The following is a 17,324-nucleotide window of genomic DNA, read 5'->3' on the forward strand; positions in this document are numbered from 1 at the left end:
GCTACAGGTCGGAGCGGAACTCGGCGGCCGGTCGGTCGGGGCCGAAGTGCGGGCCGGTGGCCAGGTGCGCGCCCGCGTCCCGCCACCGGGCCGCCTGCCCGACCGCGGTGATGCCGTCGACGGTGACGACCACGCCGCTGTCGCGCAGGGCGGGCACCAGGGCGCCCGCGGTCGCCGCCCGGAGGTCCGCCAGGCGCCCGGCCACGCGGACCGCGTCCACCTCCAGGGCCCGCGCGGCGGCCAGGTCGTCCGGGCCGAGGCCGAAGTCGTCCAGCGAGGTCCGCACGCCCATCTCGGCCAGCACGCCGAGGTTGTCCGCCGCCTCGGGCACCGCCGCCGCGGCCACCGGGATGCCCACCACGAGGCGGTCCGCCGGCAGGCCGGTGCGCTCCAGGACCCGGACCACCCGCGACACCAGGTCCGCGTCGGACGCCTGGTGCGCGGTCAGCGCGACGGTCAGCGGTCCCGTGAAACCGTTGCGCCACCACTGGACCCGGTGACCGGCGGTGTCGAGCAGCCACTCGCCCAGCGGCAGGATCAGCCCCGTCTTCTCGGCCAGCTCCACGATGCGCCCGTGCGGCACCTCCCCGCCCTCGCGGTCCCAGTGCAGCACCGCCTCCACGCCCGCGACGGCGCCGTCGGCCAGGCGCACCACCGGGCGGTAGCGGACGGTGATCTCGCCCTGCTCCCACGCGCCCGGCATGCCGACGGCCAGGGCGTGCGCGGTGCGGTCCGCCAGGTCGCGGCCCGGGTCGAACAGCTCCCACTGGCCGCGCCTGCCGGTCCTGGCCCGACGCAGCGCCTGGTCGGCCGCCCGCAGCAGCTCGGTCGGGTCCTGGTCGCGCGACGTGCCCCGCGCCACCCCGATCGACGCGGACAGCGCCAGGCCGTGCCCGTCGACGTACACGGGTTCGGCCAGCTCCCGGTTGACGGCGGCGGCGATCGTGGCGATGTCCGGTGTGCCCGCCGTGTTCTCCACCAGGATGCCGAACTCGTCGCCGTCGAAGCGGGCGACCATCGCCTTCTCCAGTGCCACCACGGACTTCAGCCGCCGCGCCACGTGCACCAGCAGCTGCTCGCCCGCGCGCCGGCCGAGGCCGTCGCACACCATGCCGAACGCGTCGAGGTCCAGGTGCAGCAGCGTCACGCCGTGCGCCGGGTCGGCCCGCCGCACCGCGCTCTCCAGGTGGGTGCCGAAGAACTGGCGGTTCGGCAGGCCGGTGAGCACGTCGTGCAGCGCCTGCCGGTTCAGCTCGCCCTGCAGCAGCATCAGCTCGGTGCCGTCCTCGACGACCGCGACGAAGTGGCTCGGCGCGCCCTCGGCGTCGCGCAGCAGGGACGCGGTCAGCGAGATCCGCGCGACGTCGCCGTTGCGGCGCAGCAGCCGCTGCGACTGCCGGACGCGGTCCAGCCTGCCCTCGACCGCGGCCCGCATCGCCTGGCGCAGCATCCCGACCGTGTCGGGGTGGACGAGGTCGAACAGGGACGCGTCGACCAGCTCGGCGGCTTCGAGGCCGAGGATGTCGCCGAGCGCGCGGTTGGTCCGCACCAGCCGCCCGTCCAGGTCCACGACCATGACGCCGCTCGCCGAGGACGTGACCACCTCGTCGAACCGCGCCTGGGTCTGCCTGAGGTTCCACCGGGCGTCGCGCACGGCCTTGAGCAGCGACAGCTGCATCCGCTCCTGCTGCTCGAACACGGCCCGCCGGTTGGCGGTCAGGAAACCGGTGGCCAGCGCGCCGATCACGAGGGCGATGCGTTCCGCGTGCGCGTCGACGGGCTGGAACTCGGGCAGTGCGGGGAGCCCCTTGCCGAGGACTTCGGCGGTGCGGCGCAAACCGTCCTCGCCGACGTAACCCAGTGCGACGACGCGTTCGCCGACCAGCTCGACCGCGGCGGCGTCGAGGGGATCACCGGTCACGGCCGAGCACAGGGCGTCGAGACAACCGCGCAGTTCCGCGTCCAGTTCCTCCGCGGACAGCGGGATCACCGCGACGCCGCTGAGCAGGTACGCCCATTTGCGCGCCAGGAGTTCCCGGGCGCGCCCGGCGTGCCGGGAATCCGGTCGGGAATCGGGTACGGGATCCGGCTGCGACATCGGTTCAGTCCTGCTCCGCATCGGTTGCGCGGCAGCTTACCCGCCGAAAGGCGGTGTGCGTCCGCGCACAAGGGTGAAACCCGGTCCGGTTCGGTGATCCGCGGGAACGAAAAAGGTGATCTCCGCGAACGCGGGGGATGATCCGCGCGAACGGTGTGCGCGCCGTCAGCGTTTTCGGGCGACACCGCCGTAGATCACCATGTTCATCTGCGGGGTGTCGGAGATGTCCCCCGGCCCGGTGGGCCGCCACCCCGCGCACCCCACCAGCCCCGGCTCGGCCAGCTCGAAGTCGCCGAACAGCTCCAGCACCTCGTCGTGCGAGCGCTCGGTGAGCTGGTCGGCGCTGCGGCTTTGCCTGATCAGGCCGGTCACCTCGGTCAGCCGGCGCTGGTCCTGGTTGTCCGCGGTGACGTGGGTGATCGCCAGGTGGCTGCCGGGGGCCAGCGCGTCGCGGTAGCGCGCCACCAGCTCGCGGGGACCGGCCTCGTCCGGCAGCCAGTGCAGCATCATCAGCATCAGCAGGCCGATCGGCCGGTCGAAGTCGAGCAGCCGCCGGGTCTCCGGGTGGTCCAGGACCGAGTCGGGGTCGCGCATGTCGGCGTGCACGACGGTGGTGCGGTCGTCGTCGGCGAGCATCAGCTCGCTGTGCGCCACCGCGATCGGGTCCTTGTCCACGTACACCACCCGGCACGCCGGGTCCTGCGCCTGCGCGACCTCGTGCACGTTGGCCACGGTCGGGATGCCGGAACCGATGTCGAGGAACTGCCGGACGCCCTGGTCGACCATGAACCGGACGGCCCGGCCGAGGAACGCCCGGTTCACGCGCGCCGCGGAACGCGCGTCGGGCATGACGCGCTCGACGTGCACGGCGAGTTCGCGGTCCACTGCGAAGTTGTGCGCGCCGCCGAGCAGGAAATCGTAGGTGCGGGCCATGCTCGGAACGGAAACGTCGACGCTGTCCGGAATCCATTCCCGTTGCACCACCGCGAACACCCCTTCGGTAGGAGGGCGTCATCCTAACCACCGCGGGCGCCCGCGTTGCACCACCGGAAGTGGTCGTGAGTCACCCGATCGGGCGCTGTCGGCTTCGTCCGAACGGCTTCTATCGTAACTCGTCCCCGAAAACTCGGCGAGGAGCGGATATGTCCGTCCCGGTGGCTCCGGGTCGCCTCCCCCTGTTCGGTCACGCCCTGCCGATGTTGCGTCGGCGACACGAGTTCACCGCATCGCTGCGGGCGCGGGGCGACATCGTCCGGATCGATCTCGGCACGATGCGCACCTATTTCGTGACGAATCCTCGACTTGTCCACGAACTGCTGGTCACCAAGGGCTCGTTAGTGCGGAAAGGGGCGTTGTTCGACAAGTTCCGCCCCTTCTTCGGCAACGGCCTGGCCACCTCCGACGGCGCGTTCCACCGCCGCCAGCGGCGGATGGTGCGGCCCGCCTTCCACGGTGCCCGGATCGCCGGCTACGCCGACATCATGGCCCGCGCGGCGGCCGACCTGACCGCGACGTGGCGCCCCGGGCAGGTGCGCGTGGTCGAGGAGGACGCCCAGGCGCTCGCGGTCACCGTCGTCGGCGAGGCGCTGTTCTCCACCGAGCTGGGCCGACCCGTGATCGACGAGGTGCGCCGGTCCATCTTCACCGTGCTCAGGCACGGCATGGTCCGCGTGCTGTCGCCGTCGTTCGTCGAGAAGCTGCCCCTGCCGGGCAACCGCGAGTTCGACGAGGCCATCGGGCGCATCCGCGCGATCGTGCTCGACGTGGTGCGCGGGTGGCGGGAGGAGGGCGTCGACCGCGGCGACCTGCTCTCGACGCTGCTGCTGGCCCGGGACCCGGAGACCGGCGAGGGCATGTCCGACCGGCAGGTCCATGACGAGGTGCTGACCCTGCTGGTGGGCGGCATCGAGACCACCGCGCTGGCGCTGGCCTGGACGTTCCACGAGCTGGCCCGGCACCCGGAGGTCGAGCGCCGCGTGCACGCCGAGGTGGACGAGGTGCTGGGCGGGCGCGTGCCGACCTCCGCCGACGTCGGGAAGCTGGTCTACCTCAACCGGGTCGTCAACGAGGTGCTGCGCCTGTACCCGGTCTGGTTCCTGATGCGGCGCACCCTCGCGCCGGTCGAGCTGGGCGGGGTGGTGCTGCCCGAGGGCGCCGAGGTGATCTTCAGCCCGCACGCCCTGCACCACGACCCGGCGTCGTTCGAGGACCCCCACCGCTTCGACCCCGACCGCTGGACGCCCGAGCGCGCCGCGCGGATACCCAAGGGCGCGTTCATCCCGTTCGGCGCGGGCGTGCGCCAGTGCGTCGGGAACGTGTTCGCCCAGACCGAGATCGTCATCACGCTGGCCACCGTCGCGGCGAGGTGGCGGCTGGTCCCCGTGCCCGGCAAGCCCGTGCGCGTCAAGTTCACGTCCGCCGCCTACCCCAGCGGCCTGCTGATGACGGCGGTCCCCCGCAATTGAGCCTGGAGGTAGTTCCCCGTGGGTTGGTCGCGTTTCCACCGGTTCGGCGCCGTCGTGCTGCTCGCCGCCGGGGCCTGCCTCGCGCCCGGCACGGCCGGCGCGGTGCAGACCGCGTGCCAGGACGTCCGGGTGCCGGTGGTGGTTACCCTGACGGTGCAGTCGGTGTACGGCAGGCTGTGCGTGCCGGAGGGCGCCACGACGCTCCAGGTGCTGGTGCCCGGCGGCACGTACAACAGCGCGTACTGGGACATCGGCTACGCCCCGGAGACCCGGTCGTACCGGCTGGCGATGAACAACGCGGGCATCGCCACCGTCGCGATCGACCGGCTCGGCAGCGGGCGCAGCTCCAAGCCGCCGAGCGCGCTGGTCACCGTGCCCGTGCAGGCGAAGGCGGTGCACGAGGTGATCCGCTCGCTGCGGCCGCGGTTCGACCGGGTGGTGCTCGTCGGGCACTCCATCGGGTCGGCGGTGGCCACGGTCGAGGCGGCGACGTACCGCGACGTGGACGGCGTGGTGATCACCGGGCTCACCCACCGGATCAACCTGCCGGGCGCCGTGCCCGTGTTCACCACGCTGGTCCCGGCGCTGCTCGACGACCGGCTCAAGTCCTACGGCCTCGACCTCGGCTACCTGACCACGATCGCCGGGTCGCGGTACTCGTCGTTCCACGCGCCCGGCGCGACCGAGCCGGGGGCGCTCGCCTTCGACGAGGCCACCAAGGACGTGGTCACGCCGACGGAGACGGTGGACACCGTGCTGGTCGGCAGCCTGGTCCCGGTGTCGCGGGCGATCAAGGTGCCGGTCATGCTCGTGATGGGCGGCGGTGACGGCAACTTCTGCGGGCCGCCGCTGGGCGCGGACTGCTCGTCGGACGAGGCGTTGCGAGTGTCGGAGGGGCCGTTCTACGCGCCCGAGGCCCGGTTGCGCACGCACGTCGTGCCGGGGTACGGGCACTCGCTGAACTTCTCGGCGAACGCGCCGGACTACCACCGGGCGGTCGTGGAGTGGACTCGCGGGATCGGGTGACCGCGGCGGCCGGCGGGCGTGAGTGGAGGAGGACCGGTGTCGCTGCTCGGCGTCGTGGCCGTCGTCGGGCCCCGCGGCGACCGCATCCGCGTCACCGGCCGCTGCCACCGGGGACCCGTCGCCGTCGGCGACACCTTCACCGCGATCCTCGCGGGCGACACCTCCCGCCCCGCCGCGCTGCGCGTGGAAGCGCTCTTCTTCTACGGTGAGCCCGTCACCCGGCTCGACGAGGGCGACACCGCCGAACTGCACCTGACCGGCGACCCCGCCCACGTCGTCCCCGGTGAGGACGCCGACCCGGGTCACCGCGACGGTTCGACGGCGTCGTGCACGACGAGCGGGAAGGAGTCCTCGGCCAGGAACTCGTGCCCGGGGAACCCCTCCAGGTGCACGTGCCCCTCCGGGTCGCCGGACTCGGCGCTGTCGCGCAGGATCAGCCCCAGCGTGGCCAGGTGCCGCACCGGGCCGCGGATCACCAGGTCGAGCGTCGCGCGGTCGACGACGAGGCGGACCTCCGGGGTCTCCGCGGCCTCGACGGTCAGGGTGCGCAGCGCGGCGTCGTAGGGGGCGACGTCCCGCGTCGTCACCAGCTCGAACCTGCCGTGCCCGCGTTCGAGCGCCGCGGCGAGTTCGGCGTACTCGTGCGGTGTGCCGGACAGCGCGGCCTCGTCGGTCTTCCCGGACAGCGCGATGATCATCTTCGTCGTCACGGTATGTCGCCCGGCCGGGTGGTGGACGGGTCGATGGGGATGTGCGGGTCGCTGTAGGGCCCCGAGCGTATCGGTCTGCCGTTGACCTGGGTCTTCAGGTTCAGGTGCGGGCCGAGCTGCTGCACGTGCGGGGTGTTCGGGTTGATGTCGAAGCGGGCGATGCTGTCGGTGGCGCAGCGGGCGGTTTCCGGGTCGCAGTAGCGCAGGTAGTTGCAGTGCGGGTCCGATTCGGGGTCGTGGTGCCGACCGGGGAACCGCAGCGGCGTGGCCCCGTGCCCCTGGACCGACGCCCCCCGCAGCGCGGTGCGCGCCTGCCGCACCGCCGCGCCGTCGGGCGCGACCAGCTCGGTGGGCGTGCCCACGAGGTCGGTGACGACCTCGTGGAACTCCCGGTCGACCCACGCCGCGTCGGGGGATGGGTGTCCGCCTGCGCTGCGCCACCGGTCACGTCGTGGTCCCACGTCAGCGCCTGACCGGGCTCGACCTGCTCGGCCAGGAGCGTGCCGCCCCGGGCGGAGTCGACCCGCGCCGGCACGTCGCCACACCTCCGGTTTGCGCGACAGCCGGCGCCGGACGCGCTGCACGACCCGGCCGCGCCGGTCGTGGTCGAACGTCGTCCGCCCGGCCCCTCGGCTCCCGCGAGGTTGTCCGCCGGGTCGTAGGCGTAGCGCTCCCGCCACCGCGGGCCGTGCACGGACACGACCCGGCCCAGGGGGGCGAGGTCGTAGGTCCGCGGGCCGGCGGGTTCCGCGACGGCGCGCAGGTAGCCGTCGGCCCGGTAGTGGTGCCGGCGCTGCGCGATCGACCGCGTCGCACCCGCAGGGCCCGTCGCGGACAGGTCCCGCCGGGCGCGGCGGTCTCACGCGTCGCCCAGTTCGGCGGTCGGGCGGCCCGTCACCACGGCGAAGCGCGCGGCGGTCAGGCGGGCCAGCCTGGCCGCCTGCACGGCCAGCGCCCGCCTCGTCGCCTCGCCGTCGCCGCGGCCGGCCAGCACCGCCGCGGACAGGCGGGCCAGGCCCTCGGCCTGGCGGGCGATCCGCACGTCGCCGTCGTGCCTGGCGCGCTCGTCCAGCAGCGGGAAGCGGGCGGACGGCGGCAGGTCGTCGTCGCCGCCCAGGGCGCGTCGCCAGACGGCGCGCTCCAGCCGGTCGAGCGCGGGCTGGTCGGGTGCTCCCCAGGCGGGCCACAGCTCCAGCTCGGCGACCTCCTGCGCCTCCAGCAGCCGGGCCGTGCCGGGGTCGGCCAGGTGTTCGCGCACGGCCGCGGCCAGGGTGCGGTCGGTCTGTCCGATGTGGACCGCGTTGCCGTCGGGGTCGTAGAGGGCCCAGCAGCCGTGCCGCGCCTCGGACCAGCGGCGGCCGCGGGCGTCGCGGGCGGACAGGGCGCGGTCGAGCAGCACGCGGTCCACCGGGTTCGGGTCCCACCGGATCGGGTCGGCCGCGGCGGGGTCGACCGGGTGCGGGTCGGCGAGGGCCGGGTCGACCGGGTGCGGGTCGGCAAGGGGTGGGTCGACCGGGTGCGGGTTGGCGGGGGCGACCGGCTGCCGGGTGGTCGGCGGTACCCGGGCCGGTGGTTCGCGGTCCGCCGGGCGCGCGGACGGCCGGCCGCGCGGGGGACGGCACGCCCTGGGCGCCAACTGGGCCTGCTGCCACCGCAACCGCCACCGGCGCACCTCCGCGTCGTGCCGGGGGCCGAGGTCCGCCCCGTCCCGGTGCCGCAGCACGGCCCGCACGAACGACACCACGAACTCGACCTTCGGCATCCGCTTGCCGTTCAGCACCTCGCTGATGGTGGGCGGCGACAGGGCGTGCCCGCGGGCGAGCCCGCAGATCTTCGCGTAGCTCGGCTTGCCGCACGTGACGTGCAGCTCCCGGAGGCTTTCCGCGAATTCCTGTACCGAAACGTTTCGCACGACGCTCTCCCCTTTTTCCACGGCGCGGCGGCGCGCTGGGTACAACTGGTCGGGTGCGTCCCGGGGTTCGGTCGACCTGAATGGGTGTTCCGCCAACCGCCCGCCGCGTTCCGGAACATTCGGCGCCGTTCGGCGGGCCGTCGGCAAAAGCCCTCGTTAACGCGGTCCCGGGAGGCACGCGTTACGCCGTTCGGTGGAAGTTGCGCTGTGCCCGGTGGCGTCCCACTCCTTGGTCTGCCGATTGACAGCCTTTCCGGCACCTCGACACGATCCAGGCCATGAGCACCGCTGTCGCCCTGGTCGGGCGCCTGCACGTGGACCTGCGCCGGCAGGCGGCCGCGCTCTGTCCCGGCCGCTGAGGCCCCTCTTTTCCCGCACCCCCCTAAAAGGCTCCCGGTAACGCCGGGGATCCCGCCGCGCACACGCGCCCGGCGGGTGTTTCGCGCACCCGGGAAATCGGGCGCGCGACGATCCACAGGAGTGCCCATGTTGTCGAACTCGCCGCGCCGGCGAAAAGTGCTGACCTCGACGGTGGCCGCGGTGCTGGCCGTCGGCGCGGTCACCTACACCGGTGGCAGCACCGCCGCCTACGCCGACGTCCGGACCACCACCGATTCGCGCACCGCGTCCGACGGCAAGCAGTACTGGGTGAAGAACCACCTGGTGACGGGCGCCGTCGAGCGTGCCGCCGAACCGGGGCAGCGCAAGAAGTGGCTGCTGGTGTGGGCCGGTGACGAGAACATCGCCGACACCCTCGTCAAGGACGTCAAGAACCTGCCGGGCTCGCTGACCGGCGGCCTCGGCAAGGTGGTCAACGCCCTGCCCGGCCCCGACTTCCTGGCCGTCATCGACGCCACCGAGGGCTCGCCGTCCTACGGCAAGGTGGTCAACACCGCCACCGTCGGCCCGCTGGTGGAGAACGAGCCGCACCACATGCAGTACGTGTGGCACAAGGGCGACACCGTCTACGCGGGCGCGCTGTTCGCGGCGGCCACCTACGCGTTCGACGTGTCCGCCCTGCCGGAGCTGAAGCTCAAGGGCATCAGCCTGCCCACCAACACGCTCGGCGGCTCGGTGCCCGACGCGTACTGGACGCTGAAGGACGGCACCGCCTACGGCACCTACATGGGCGGCCCGGTCGTGCCCGGCCCGTACCTGTACGCCAACGGGCAGACCGTTGTCGGCAACGGGTTCGCGGGCAGCCCGGGTGCGCTGATCCGGTTCGACCGGGACGGCCGGGTGCTGTCGCAGACCTCCGCCGCCACGCCGCAGGGCGACAACGCCAAGCTGTGCGCGAACCTGCCGCAGCTGGCCCAGCCGACCTGCGCCAACCCGCACGGCATCCAGGCGCGCGAGGACCTGAACACCCTCATCACCAGCGACTACGCCGAGCCGCGCAACATCATCCTGGACCCGGTCAAGCAGCCCTCGCCCTACCTGCGCCGGCCGACCGTGCGCACGTGGGACATCACCGACCGGGACAACCCGAGGCTGCGCGCGGTGTCCTACCTCCAGGACGGCCCCCGCGCCGACCCGGCCGACCCGCTGCACGCGGAGAGCCGGGCGGTCATGGAGACCACGGTGACCAACCTGCCCGGCCACAAGGGCGCGTTCGCCCAGACCATGCAGGGCGGCGCGGTGCACTACACGCCGGACATCACCGCGCCCGAGCCCAGGTGGGTCGAGGTGTTCGACGACGGCGCCGCGTCGAAGGCGATCTTCGCCGGCAACGACTCCAACGGCGGCGGCTCGAACGGCGGTTGGATCCAGACCAGCCCGGACGACAGGTTCCTGTACCGGGCGATCTCCGGTCGGGGCAAGGGCGCGCTCGGCCCGAACGACCCCGGCGCGACCGGCGGCGTGTACGTGCTCAACATCGAGAAGCTGCTCGCGGCGGGCACGGACTTCAAGTGCCGCATCGACACCCTCGCCGAGGCGCAGAACGGCGGCGCCGAGGCGGACTGCCCGACCGTGGCGGGCGCGGTGCCGATCAACGCGGGCACGCCCGCGGCCGGCCCGCACTGGGGCGCCTACGACAACTTCGAGCTGGGCGAGGACGGCTTCTACCACGAGACCTCCTCGCCGCGGCGGCTCGCGGTGTCGAACTACTTCGTCGCCCGGTCCGGTTTGGACGGTGACCACAAGGTCAACGTGGTGAAGGTGGCGCCGGACGGGAAGCTGACCGTCGACCAGGACTTCCGCGACGAGTTCAGCGGCCAGGTCGGCATCAACTTCAACCGCCGCGACTGGCCGCACGGCGCGTTCGGCAACGCCAAGCCGCACTCGGAGCTGTTCGTCGTCGCGGATGCGGACGTGAAGTAGTGGAGCACTCCCACGGCGGTCTCGACGCGGGCCCGGTCGACGGGTCGGCCTGGTTCCTGGTGCTGCGGCTCGTGCTGCTGCTCGCCACGGCGCTCGTCGCCGGGGCGGGGCTGGTGCGGCCGCGGGTGGAGCCGCTGCCGGGGCGGGCGCGGTCGGCGGTGGTGGCGGCCGCCGCGGTGTCGGCCGGCCTGGCGCTGGTGTCGGTGGCGGTGCTGGACGTCAACGTCGTCGGTGCGGCGGCGCACGTGCTGCTGGTGCTCGCGGTGCCGATGCTGTTCGTCCGGCCGGTGGCGGCCCGGTGGGCCTCGGTGGCCCTGGTGCTGCTGCTGGTGCTGGAGACCGCCGTGGGGCGTTCGGGGGCGCAGCTCCTGGTGGACGGCGCCTACGTGGCCGCCTCGGTGGCGTGGTTCGGTGCCGCCTTCGCCCGCGAGGCGGGGGCGGCCCGGGGCCCGCGGCCCGGTCTGCCGGTCCTGGGCGCGGTGCTCGTGCTGGCGGGCGGTGCGCGGCTGCTGACCTCGGGCGTCGCGTTCGACCGCCGGCTGGTCGACACCGCGCTCGGGCTGGTGCTGCTGGCCGCGGTGGCGCTGCCGCCGGTGGCGGTCCTGCTGTCCACCAAGGGCCGCCGGTACGGCACGGCGGTCGTCGTGGCGGCGTTCACGGCCTGGGGCGCGCTGGCGGCGGTGCCCCAGCCGGCCGAGTTGCCCGTGCCGGGGGTCCCGGTGCTGGCCGACGCGACCCTGGCGGGCCGGCACGTGCCGGTGCTGGTCAGCCCGCACCGGCCGGGCCGCAACCTGGTGCACCTCCCGGCGGGCGCGGGCACCGGCCTGGTGGTGGCCGTCGGCGACCGGGAGGTGCCCGCCGTGCCGGTCGAGGGCGCGGAGGGCACGTGGGCGGAGGTCGACCTGCCCGCCGGGCGCGGTGCGATCACCGTCCGCGCCGGTGGCGACTCGGCCTCGGTCGACGTCGACCCCGGCACCGAACCGGGGCCCGGCCTCGGCGCGGACGCGCCGGAGTGCGCCTCCGCCGCGCTGGGCGGCCTGCTGGCCGGGCGGCGCGAGGTCCTGGCGGCCTGCCCGGCCGACGGGCTGGCCCCGGAGGACGAGGCGGCGCTGGGGCGGCTGGTGTCGTTCCTCGGGGAGCGCGGCGCGGGCGGCATCGTGCTGGCCGCCGACGACTCGCCGCGCGGGACCCGGGCCGCGCGGGTGGTCCGCGAGGCGGCGGCCGGGATCGGGCTGCGCGTCGACGACGAGGCGGGGCCCGACACCGCGCTGGTCGCGGTGTCCGGGTGGGCGGTGGCGCACCGGGCGCTGTCCGCCGCGGCGGCGGCGCAGGCCGAACGCCCCGTGCACGGGCACGGCCTGTACCTGGCGCCGTGGCTGCTCACCACGCCCCTGGCGACCGCGGCCACCACGGTCAGCGCACCGCTGGGCTTCGACCCGCGCGAGCCGCTGCCGGTCGGGTACGCGGTGGCCGTGGGCAACGGGTTCGGCGGCGAGAACCCCACCCCGGCGGGGTTCCGCTCGTGGCTGGGCGGGCGGGAGCCGTCGTCCGGCGGCGTGCGGCTGTACGCCGTGGCGCAGGTGACGGCCATGCCCATGGGGCCGGACGAGGTGCACGCGCCCGGCATGCCCATGACGGAGGAACTGGCGGGTCAGTGGATCCCCAAGGCGACGGTGGTCCCGGTCAGCGGGCCGCTGGTCTGAGGTTTTTCGAAGGAGGAGGACGGATGAAGACGACGACGAGGGTGGTGGTCACCGCGCTCGCGGTGGCGGCGCTCGGGGTCGGCACGGGCGGCGTGGCCTTCGCGGACACGCCGGTCTGGGTGCTGCCCGGCGTGGACCTGGGCGGCCCGCTCGGCCCCACCACCGGGGTGCCGGGCGCGCTGGCACCCCTGTTCGACCTGTTCAAGCTCATCGGTGCATGAGGAGTTGGTGGAGATGAAGAAGTCCCTCGCCCGCGCGGTCGTGGCGGCCGCCCTGTCCGGTCTGGTGCTCACCGGCGCGGCCGCGCCCGCGCTGGCCGACCCGGTGATCGTGGACGAGCCCGACACCGGCGGGCTGGAGAACATCTGGACGTTCACCCCGGTGCTCGGCATCCCGGTGATCGGCCTGGTGCAGCAGCTCGTCAAGGCCCCCAACGGGCTCATCCCGAACTGACCACCGCGCCCCGGCCGCTCCCGGCGGCCGGGGCCCCACCCCCTTGGAGGCCCGCGTGACCACGACGTCCAGACCACCGTCGGGGAGGTTCCTCGACTTCCCGACCTCCTGCCCCGCACCGGCCCCCCGGCCGGAGGAACCCGTGCGGTGGGTCCCGCTGCTGGTGGCGGGCCTGCTGGGGATCGGGTTGACCACGTACGTGTGGTCCTCGTACGGCGGGAAGAACGGCGCGCTGCTCGCGCTGGGCCTCGGCCTGGGCCTGGCGCTGTTCCACTCCCGGTTCGGCTTCACCTCCGCGTGGCGGCAGCTCGTGGCCGTCGGCAACGGCCAGGGGCTGCGCGCGCACACCCTGCTGCTGGGCACGGCGGCGACGCTGGTCGCCCTGGTCGCCTCCACCGGCTCGGGCCTGTTCGGGTCGGTGCCGAAGGCGACTGCCGGGCCGCTCGGGCTCGCGCTGCTCGTCGGCGCCACCCTGTTCGCCATCGGCATGCAGCTGGGCGGCGCGTGCGCGTCCGGCACCCTGTTCGCGGTCGGCGCGGGTCAGTCCGCGATCGTGCTGACCCTCGGCGGTTTCGTGCTCGGCTCGGTGCTCTACACGTGGGCGTTCCCGCTGTTCGACGGGTGGCCCGCGGTGCCGGGCGTGCTGCTGTCCGACCACGTCGGCTGGTTCGGCTCGTGGCTGGTGACGGTCCTGGTGCTGGTGGCCATCGTGCTGGTCACGCGGGTCGTGCAGGCGCGGCGCAACCCACCGCCGGTGGACGCGGTGCCGACCGCGCGCGGCGTGGCCCGGGTGTTCCGCGGGTCGTGGCCGGTGCTGGTGGGCGCGGTGGTGCTCGGCGTGCTGGCGGGCGCGGTGTTCCTGGTGTCCGGCGGCACCTGGGGCGTGACGTTCGCGTTCGCGCTGTGGGGCGCCAAGCTGCTCCAGCTGGTCGGGCTGCACCCGGAGGCGTGGGAGTTCTGGCAGGCGCAGTCCAACGCCAGGGCGCTGGCCTCGCCGGTGTGGGTGGACCGGACGACGCTGACCAACGTCGGCATCATGATCGGCGCGGCGGTCGCGGCCGCGGCGGCGGGCGCCTGGAGGCTCCACCGCGGCATCCCGTGGCGCACGGCCCTGGCCGCGGTGCTCGGCGGGGTGCTGATGGGCATCGGCGCGCGGCTGGCCGGCGGCTGCAACATCGGCGCGTACCTGGGCGGCATCTCGGTCGGCAGCCTCCACGGCTGGCTGTGGGGGGTGTTCGCGCTGGGCGGCACGTGGGTCGGCCTGAAGCTGCGGCCGCTGTTCGGGCTGGCCAACCCGAAGCCGGGTGACGGCGTCTGCTGAAAAGGGCCCGGCCGCCGGACCGCCGATCGGGTTCGGGGGCCGGGCGCCCCGGTGCAGTCGACAATGTTCGAAGCCGAATGCGGTCGAATTCCGGAATCCCGCTATTCCGGCCTCCCGGCCGCGCCGTCTGGAATATCCGCAACAATGATCCATTGGCGACGAAAGCTCTTCACGGTTGGTCACGGGCGTGCTACGGTCCGATTTCTGGGAGCGTTCCCAGGAATCCGCCGCCCGAATGTGTGATCCACATACCAGGGAGCCGAAGATGCCACTGAAGTCATCACCAGGCCCGATCGGGAGGCGGAGGCCGCGCCGCGGGCTCGCCGCGACGGCGGCGTTCGCGTTCGCCGCGGCCACGGCGCTGGGCACCGGGCCGGCCGCCGCGGACGTGACCGCCGCCGCGCGCGTGGACAACCCGTACGCCGGTGCGTCGGTGTACGTGAACCCGGAGTGGTCCGACAAGGCGCGCGCCGACGGCGGGTCGGCCATCGCCAACCAGCCCACGTTCGTCTGGCTGGACCGGATCGCCGCGATCAACGGCGTGAACGGCGGCCGCGGCCTGCGCTCGCACCTGGACAACGCGGTGAGCCAGGCGGGCGGGCGCCCGATGGTGGTCCAGTTCGTCATCTACAACCTGCCCGGTCGAGACTGCTCGGCGCTGGCGTCCAACGGCGAGTTGGGTCCCGACGACCTGCCCCGCTACAAGACCGAGTACATCGACCCGATCGCCGCGATCATGGGCGACTCGAAGTACGCGAACCTGCGCATCGTGACGGTCATCGAGATCGACTCGCTGCCCAACCTCGTGACCAACGTCGGCAGCCGGCCGACCGCCACGGCCGCGTGCGACCGGATGCTGCAGAACGGCAACTACGTCAACGGCGTCGGGTACGCGCTGGCCAAGCTCGGCGCGATCGGGAACGTCTACAACTACATCGACGCCGCTCACCACGGGTGGATCGGGTGGGACGACAACTTCAACGCCTCCGCGACGCTGTTCGCCCAGGCCGCCCGCGCCTCGGGCAGCACGGTCAACAACGTCACCGGGTTCATCTCGAACACCGCGAACTACGGTGTCCTGAAAGAGGACAACTTCACCATCAACGACAACGTGAACGGCACTTCCGTGCGCCAGTCGAAGTGGGTCGACTGGAACCGGTACGTCGACGAGCTGTCGTTCGCCCAGGCGTTCCGCACGCAATTGATCAGCGCCGGGTTCCCGTCGAACATCGGAATGCTGATCGACACCTCGCGCAACGGCTGGGGCGGCGCCCAGCGCCCGACGGGCAAGGGCCCGACCACGAGCGTGGACGCGTACGTCGACGGCGGCCGTTACGACCGCCGCATCCACCTCGGAAACTGGTGCAACCAGTCCGGGGCGGGCATCGGTGAGCGGCCGAAGGCGAGCCCGGCCGCCGGCATCGACGCCTACGTGTGGGCCAAGCCGCCGGGCGAGTCGGACGGCGCGAGCCGCGAGATCCCGAACGACGAGGGCAAGGGCTTCGACCGGATGTGCGACCCGACCTACAGCGGCAACCCGCGCAACAACAACAACATGTCCGGTGCGCTGGCCGATGCGCCGCTGTCCGGGCACTGGTTCTCGGCCCAGTTCCGCCAGCTCGTGGCCAACGCCTACCCGCGGCTCTAGGACCGGCACCGCGGGGTGCCCCGGGGCCGCCGGCCCGGGGCACCCCGTCGTCACGCCGCCGTGCGGTCGGGGGAGTCGCCGACCAGCGTCGGCGGCCGGTGCTCGCGCAGCCACGCCGGGTAGGCCCCGACGTGGTGGTGGTCGTAGGCCGGCCGGTCGGGAAGGACTGGTCGGGCAACCACCCCTCGGACCGGGCCCGGGTCGCGTCGGGCGTGAACGGTGATCCCCTCCACGGTGCCGGCAAGGCGGTGGGCGGCCCGAGCGGGCACGTCATGCGCCTGCCCGGCCAGATGCCGCGCCGACCCCCTCGCCGAGGTCGGTCAGGAATCGAGAAGCACGGCCCGGCGGCCCGCGCCTAGCCTGATCGCCATGGACATCACCATCCACACCACCGTCCTCCCGCACGAGGACCCGGAAGCGTCCCTGGCCTTCTACCGCGACACCCTCGGCTTCGAGGTCCGCAGCGACGTCGGGCAGGGGCGGATGCGCTGGATCACGGTCGGCCCCGTCGGCCAGCCGGGCACCTCCATCCTCCTGGCGCCGCCGGCCGCGGACCCCGGGATCACCGAGGACGAGCGCCGCACCATCGCCGAGATGATGGCCAAGGGCACCTACGGCTGGATCCTGCTGGCCACCCCCGACCTGGACGGCACGTTCGAGAAGGTCCAGGCGGGCGACGCCGAGGTCGTCCAGGAGCCGACCGAGCAGCCGTACGGCGTGCGCGACTGCGCCTTCCGCGACCCCGCGGGCAACCTGGTCCGCATCCAGGAACTCCGCTGAGGAAGGGGGCCTCCCGTGTGCCACACCTCGTGGGGGCGCGCCCGCGCCGAGGCGCAGCGCCTGGGCGACCTGGCGCGGTTGCGCCGCGTGCGCGACCGGATCGACCGCGACCACGCCCAGCCGCTCGACGTGGAGGCGCTGGCCCGCGGCGTGAACATGTCGGCCGGGCACCTCAGCCGCCAGTTCCGGCTGGCCTACGGCGAGTCGCCCTACAGCTACCTGATGACCCGGCGCATCGAGCGCGCCACCGCCCTGCTCCGGCGCGGCGACCTCAGCGTCACCGAGGTCTGCTTCGCGGTCGGCTGCTCCTCGCTGGGCACCTTCAGCACCCGCTTCACCGAACTGGTCGGCATGTCGCCCAGCGCCTACCGCAAGCAGGCCGCGCTCGCCACCGCCGGCATGCCCTCGTGCATCGCCAAGCAGGTCACCAGACCGGTCAGGAAGCGGGAGGTGCCGGTCGGTGCGGGGAAGCCCGGCGGTCGCGTCGCCGCGCGGGTTTGAGACCACCCCTGTCGCCGCTGTGCGGCCAACCGTGCTGCGCGGTCGGGCAGCTCGCGGATGTGATCAGCTCCTACGCGTGCAGGCCGGTTTCCACCGACCCCGACGCGTACGGCGAGGAGAAGTGGCGGCTGAACAACCCGGGCACCGACCCGCGCACCGACCCGCGCACCGCGGTGAGCCCCGGTCACGGGAGGCTCCCGCCGTTCCTGCTGCCGCACCAGGCCGAGACCAGGCGCTGGGGCTTCGTGTGCTCGGGTGCGCCGGCTCCGGGGCGGGTCTCTCAGCCGTGCTTCGACACCCGTCGAGCCGGGTCGGGCGGCGAAGTGCCCCGGTTGCCGTGACGACGGCCGTCGTCACGGCAACCGGGGGTGGTGCACCTGCGGCT

18 protein-coding genes are annotated in these 17,324 nt (G+C 73.7%); 12 read left to right on the top strand and 6 right to left on the bottom strand.

Annotated features, from left to right (window positions below):
* Nucleotide 1: 1 nt before the first annotated feature.
* On the bottom strand, nucleotides 2-2,098 hold the full coding sequence (locus EKG83_RS10315) for a putative bifunctional diguanylate cyclase/phosphodiesterase (protein WP_228122554.1): 2,097 nt from the start codon (nucleotides 2,096-2,098) through the stop codon (nucleotides 2-4).
* 165 nt (nucleotides 2,099-2,263) lie between these two features.
* Complete coding sequence (locus tag EKG83_RS10320) at nucleotides 2,264-3,064, bottom strand: SAM-dependent methyltransferase (RefSeq protein ID WP_265590347.1); 801 nt, start codon at nucleotides 3,062-3,064, stop codon at nucleotides 2,264-2,266.
* A gap of 176 nt (nucleotides 3,065-3,240) precedes the next feature.
* Here EKG83_RS10320 and EKG83_RS10325 point away from each other — a divergent pair, with 176 nt between their 5' ends.
* Nucleotides 3,241-4,563 carry a cytochrome P450 gene (locus tag EKG83_RS10325; protein WP_033435166.1) on the top strand — a complete coding sequence of 441 codons (1,323 nt, stop codon included), beginning with the start codon at nucleotides 3,241-3,243 and terminating at the stop codon, nucleotides 4,561-4,563.
* Nucleotides 4,564-4,581: 18 nt separating this feature from the next.
* Nucleotides 4,582-5,589 carry an alpha/beta hydrolase gene (locus EKG83_RS10330; protein WP_033435165.1) on the top strand — a complete coding sequence of 336 codons (1,008 nt, stop codon included), beginning with the start codon at nucleotides 4,582-4,584 and terminating at the stop codon, nucleotides 5,587-5,589.
* Between the two features lie 302 nt (nucleotides 5,590-5,891).
* On the opposite strand, the gene EKG83_RS10335 is transcribed toward EKG83_RS10330, so the two are convergent.
* The 3 genes from EKG83_RS10335 to EKG83_RS10350 all read right to left on the bottom strand — a co-directional run bounded on the left by EKG83_RS10335 (nucleotide 5,892) and on the right by EKG83_RS10350 (nucleotide 8,211).
* A complete protein-coding gene (locus EKG83_RS10335) occupies nucleotides 5,892-6,299 on the bottom strand; it encodes an Imm32 family immunity protein (RefSeq protein WP_153277991.1) in 408 nt (135 codons plus the stop codon).
* Entirely contained in the window at nucleotides 6,296-6,760 is a 465-nt protein-coding gene (locus tag EKG83_RS47605; protein WP_153277992.1) for an RHS repeat-associated core domain-containing protein, read from the bottom strand. Before EKG83_RS47605 ends, EKG83_RS10335 begins: the two co-directional genes overlap by 4 nt.
* Before the next feature lie 398 nt (nucleotides 6,761-7,158).
* Entirely contained in the window at nucleotides 7,159-8,211 is a 1,053-nt protein-coding gene (locus tag EKG83_RS10350; RefSeq protein WP_033435162.1) for a GIY-YIG nuclease family protein, read from the bottom strand.
* A gap of 278 nt (nucleotides 8,212-8,489) precedes the next feature.
* On the opposite strand from EKG83_RS10350, the gene EKG83_RS49550 reads away from it, so the two are divergent.
* From EKG83_RS49550 to EKG83_RS10385, 7 genes are all read left to right on the top strand, one after another.
* On the top strand, nucleotides 8,490-8,570 hold the full coding sequence (locus EKG83_RS49550; protein ID WP_153278885.1) for a putative leader peptide: 81 nt from the start codon (nucleotides 8,490-8,492) through the stop codon (nucleotides 8,568-8,570).
* Nucleotides 8,571-8,697: 127 nt separating this feature from the next.
* Nucleotides 8,698-10,533, top strand: a complete 1,836-nt coding sequence (locus tag EKG83_RS10360) for a hypothetical protein (protein WP_194283010.1) — start codon at nucleotides 8,698-8,700, stop codon at nucleotides 10,531-10,533.
* Nucleotides 10,533-12,236 carry a hypothetical protein gene (locus EKG83_RS10365; protein ID WP_033435161.1) on the top strand — a complete coding sequence of 568 codons (1,704 nt, stop codon included), beginning with the start codon at nucleotides 10,533-10,535 and terminating at the stop codon, nucleotides 12,234-12,236. The genes EKG83_RS10360 and EKG83_RS10365 overlap by 1 nt, the downstream gene beginning before the upstream one ends.
* Nucleotides 12,237-12,259: 23 nt before the next feature.
* Nucleotides 12,260-12,457, top strand: a complete 198-nt coding sequence (locus EKG83_RS10370; RefSeq protein WP_033435160.1) for a hypothetical protein — start codon at nucleotides 12,260-12,262, stop codon at nucleotides 12,455-12,457.
* Between the two features lie 13 nt (nucleotides 12,458-12,470).
* On the top strand, nucleotides 12,471-12,689 hold the full coding sequence (locus tag EKG83_RS10375) for a hypothetical protein (protein WP_033435212.1): 219 nt from the start codon (nucleotides 12,471-12,473) through the stop codon (nucleotides 12,687-12,689).
* A gap of 55 nt (nucleotides 12,690-12,744) precedes the next feature.
* Nucleotides 12,745-14,010, top strand: a complete 1,266-nt coding sequence (locus EKG83_RS10380; protein WP_033435159.1) for a YeeE/YedE family protein — start codon at nucleotides 12,745-12,747, stop codon at nucleotides 14,008-14,010.
* 265 nt (nucleotides 14,011-14,275) lie between these two features.
* The gene (locus EKG83_RS10385) at nucleotides 14,276-15,658 is read left to right on the top strand and encodes a glycoside hydrolase family 6 protein (protein ID WP_084717105.1); all 1,383 of its coding nucleotides are present in this window, start codon (nucleotides 14,276-14,278) and stop codon (nucleotides 15,656-15,658) included.
* Between the two features lie 50 nt (nucleotides 15,659-15,708).
* Here the strand turns inward: EKG83_RS10385 and EKG83_RS48950 are convergent, their stop codons facing one another.
* Nucleotides 15,709-15,840 (bottom strand): hypothetical protein, encoded by a 132-nt coding sequence (locus EKG83_RS48950; protein WP_265590324.1) that lies wholly within the window; start codon nucleotides 15,838-15,840, stop codon nucleotides 15,709-15,711.
* Nucleotides 15,841-16,027: 187 nt separating this feature from the next.
* On the opposite strand from EKG83_RS48950, the gene EKG83_RS10390 reads away from it, so the two are divergent.
* Genes EKG83_RS10390 through EKG83_RS10400 form a run of 3 tightly spaced genes read left to right on the top strand, consistent with a single transcriptional unit; the run spans nucleotide 16,028 to nucleotide 17,280 of the window.
* A complete protein-coding gene (locus EKG83_RS10390; RefSeq protein ID WP_033435158.1) occupies nucleotides 16,028-16,438 on the top strand; it encodes a VOC family protein in 411 nt (136 codons plus the stop codon).
* A gap of 15 nt (nucleotides 16,439-16,453) precedes the next feature.
* Nucleotides 16,454-16,939, top strand: coding sequence for a helix-turn-helix transcriptional regulator (locus EKG83_RS10395; protein WP_153277994.1), 486 nt, complete (start codon nucleotides 16,454-16,456; stop codon nucleotides 16,937-16,939).
* A 59-nt stretch (nucleotides 16,940-16,998) separates the two neighbouring features.
* Nucleotides 16,999-17,280, top strand: a complete 282-nt coding sequence (locus EKG83_RS10400) for a hypothetical protein (protein WP_033434794.1) — start codon at nucleotides 16,999-17,001, stop codon at nucleotides 17,278-17,280.
* The last annotated feature ends 44 nt before the right edge of the window (nucleotides 17,281-17,324 follow it).

Origin of the sequence: Saccharothrix syringae, assembly GCF_009498035.1 — a bacterium.
GTDB lineage: Bacteria > Actinomycetota > Actinomycetes > Mycobacteriales > Pseudonocardiaceae > Actinosynnema > Actinosynnema syringae.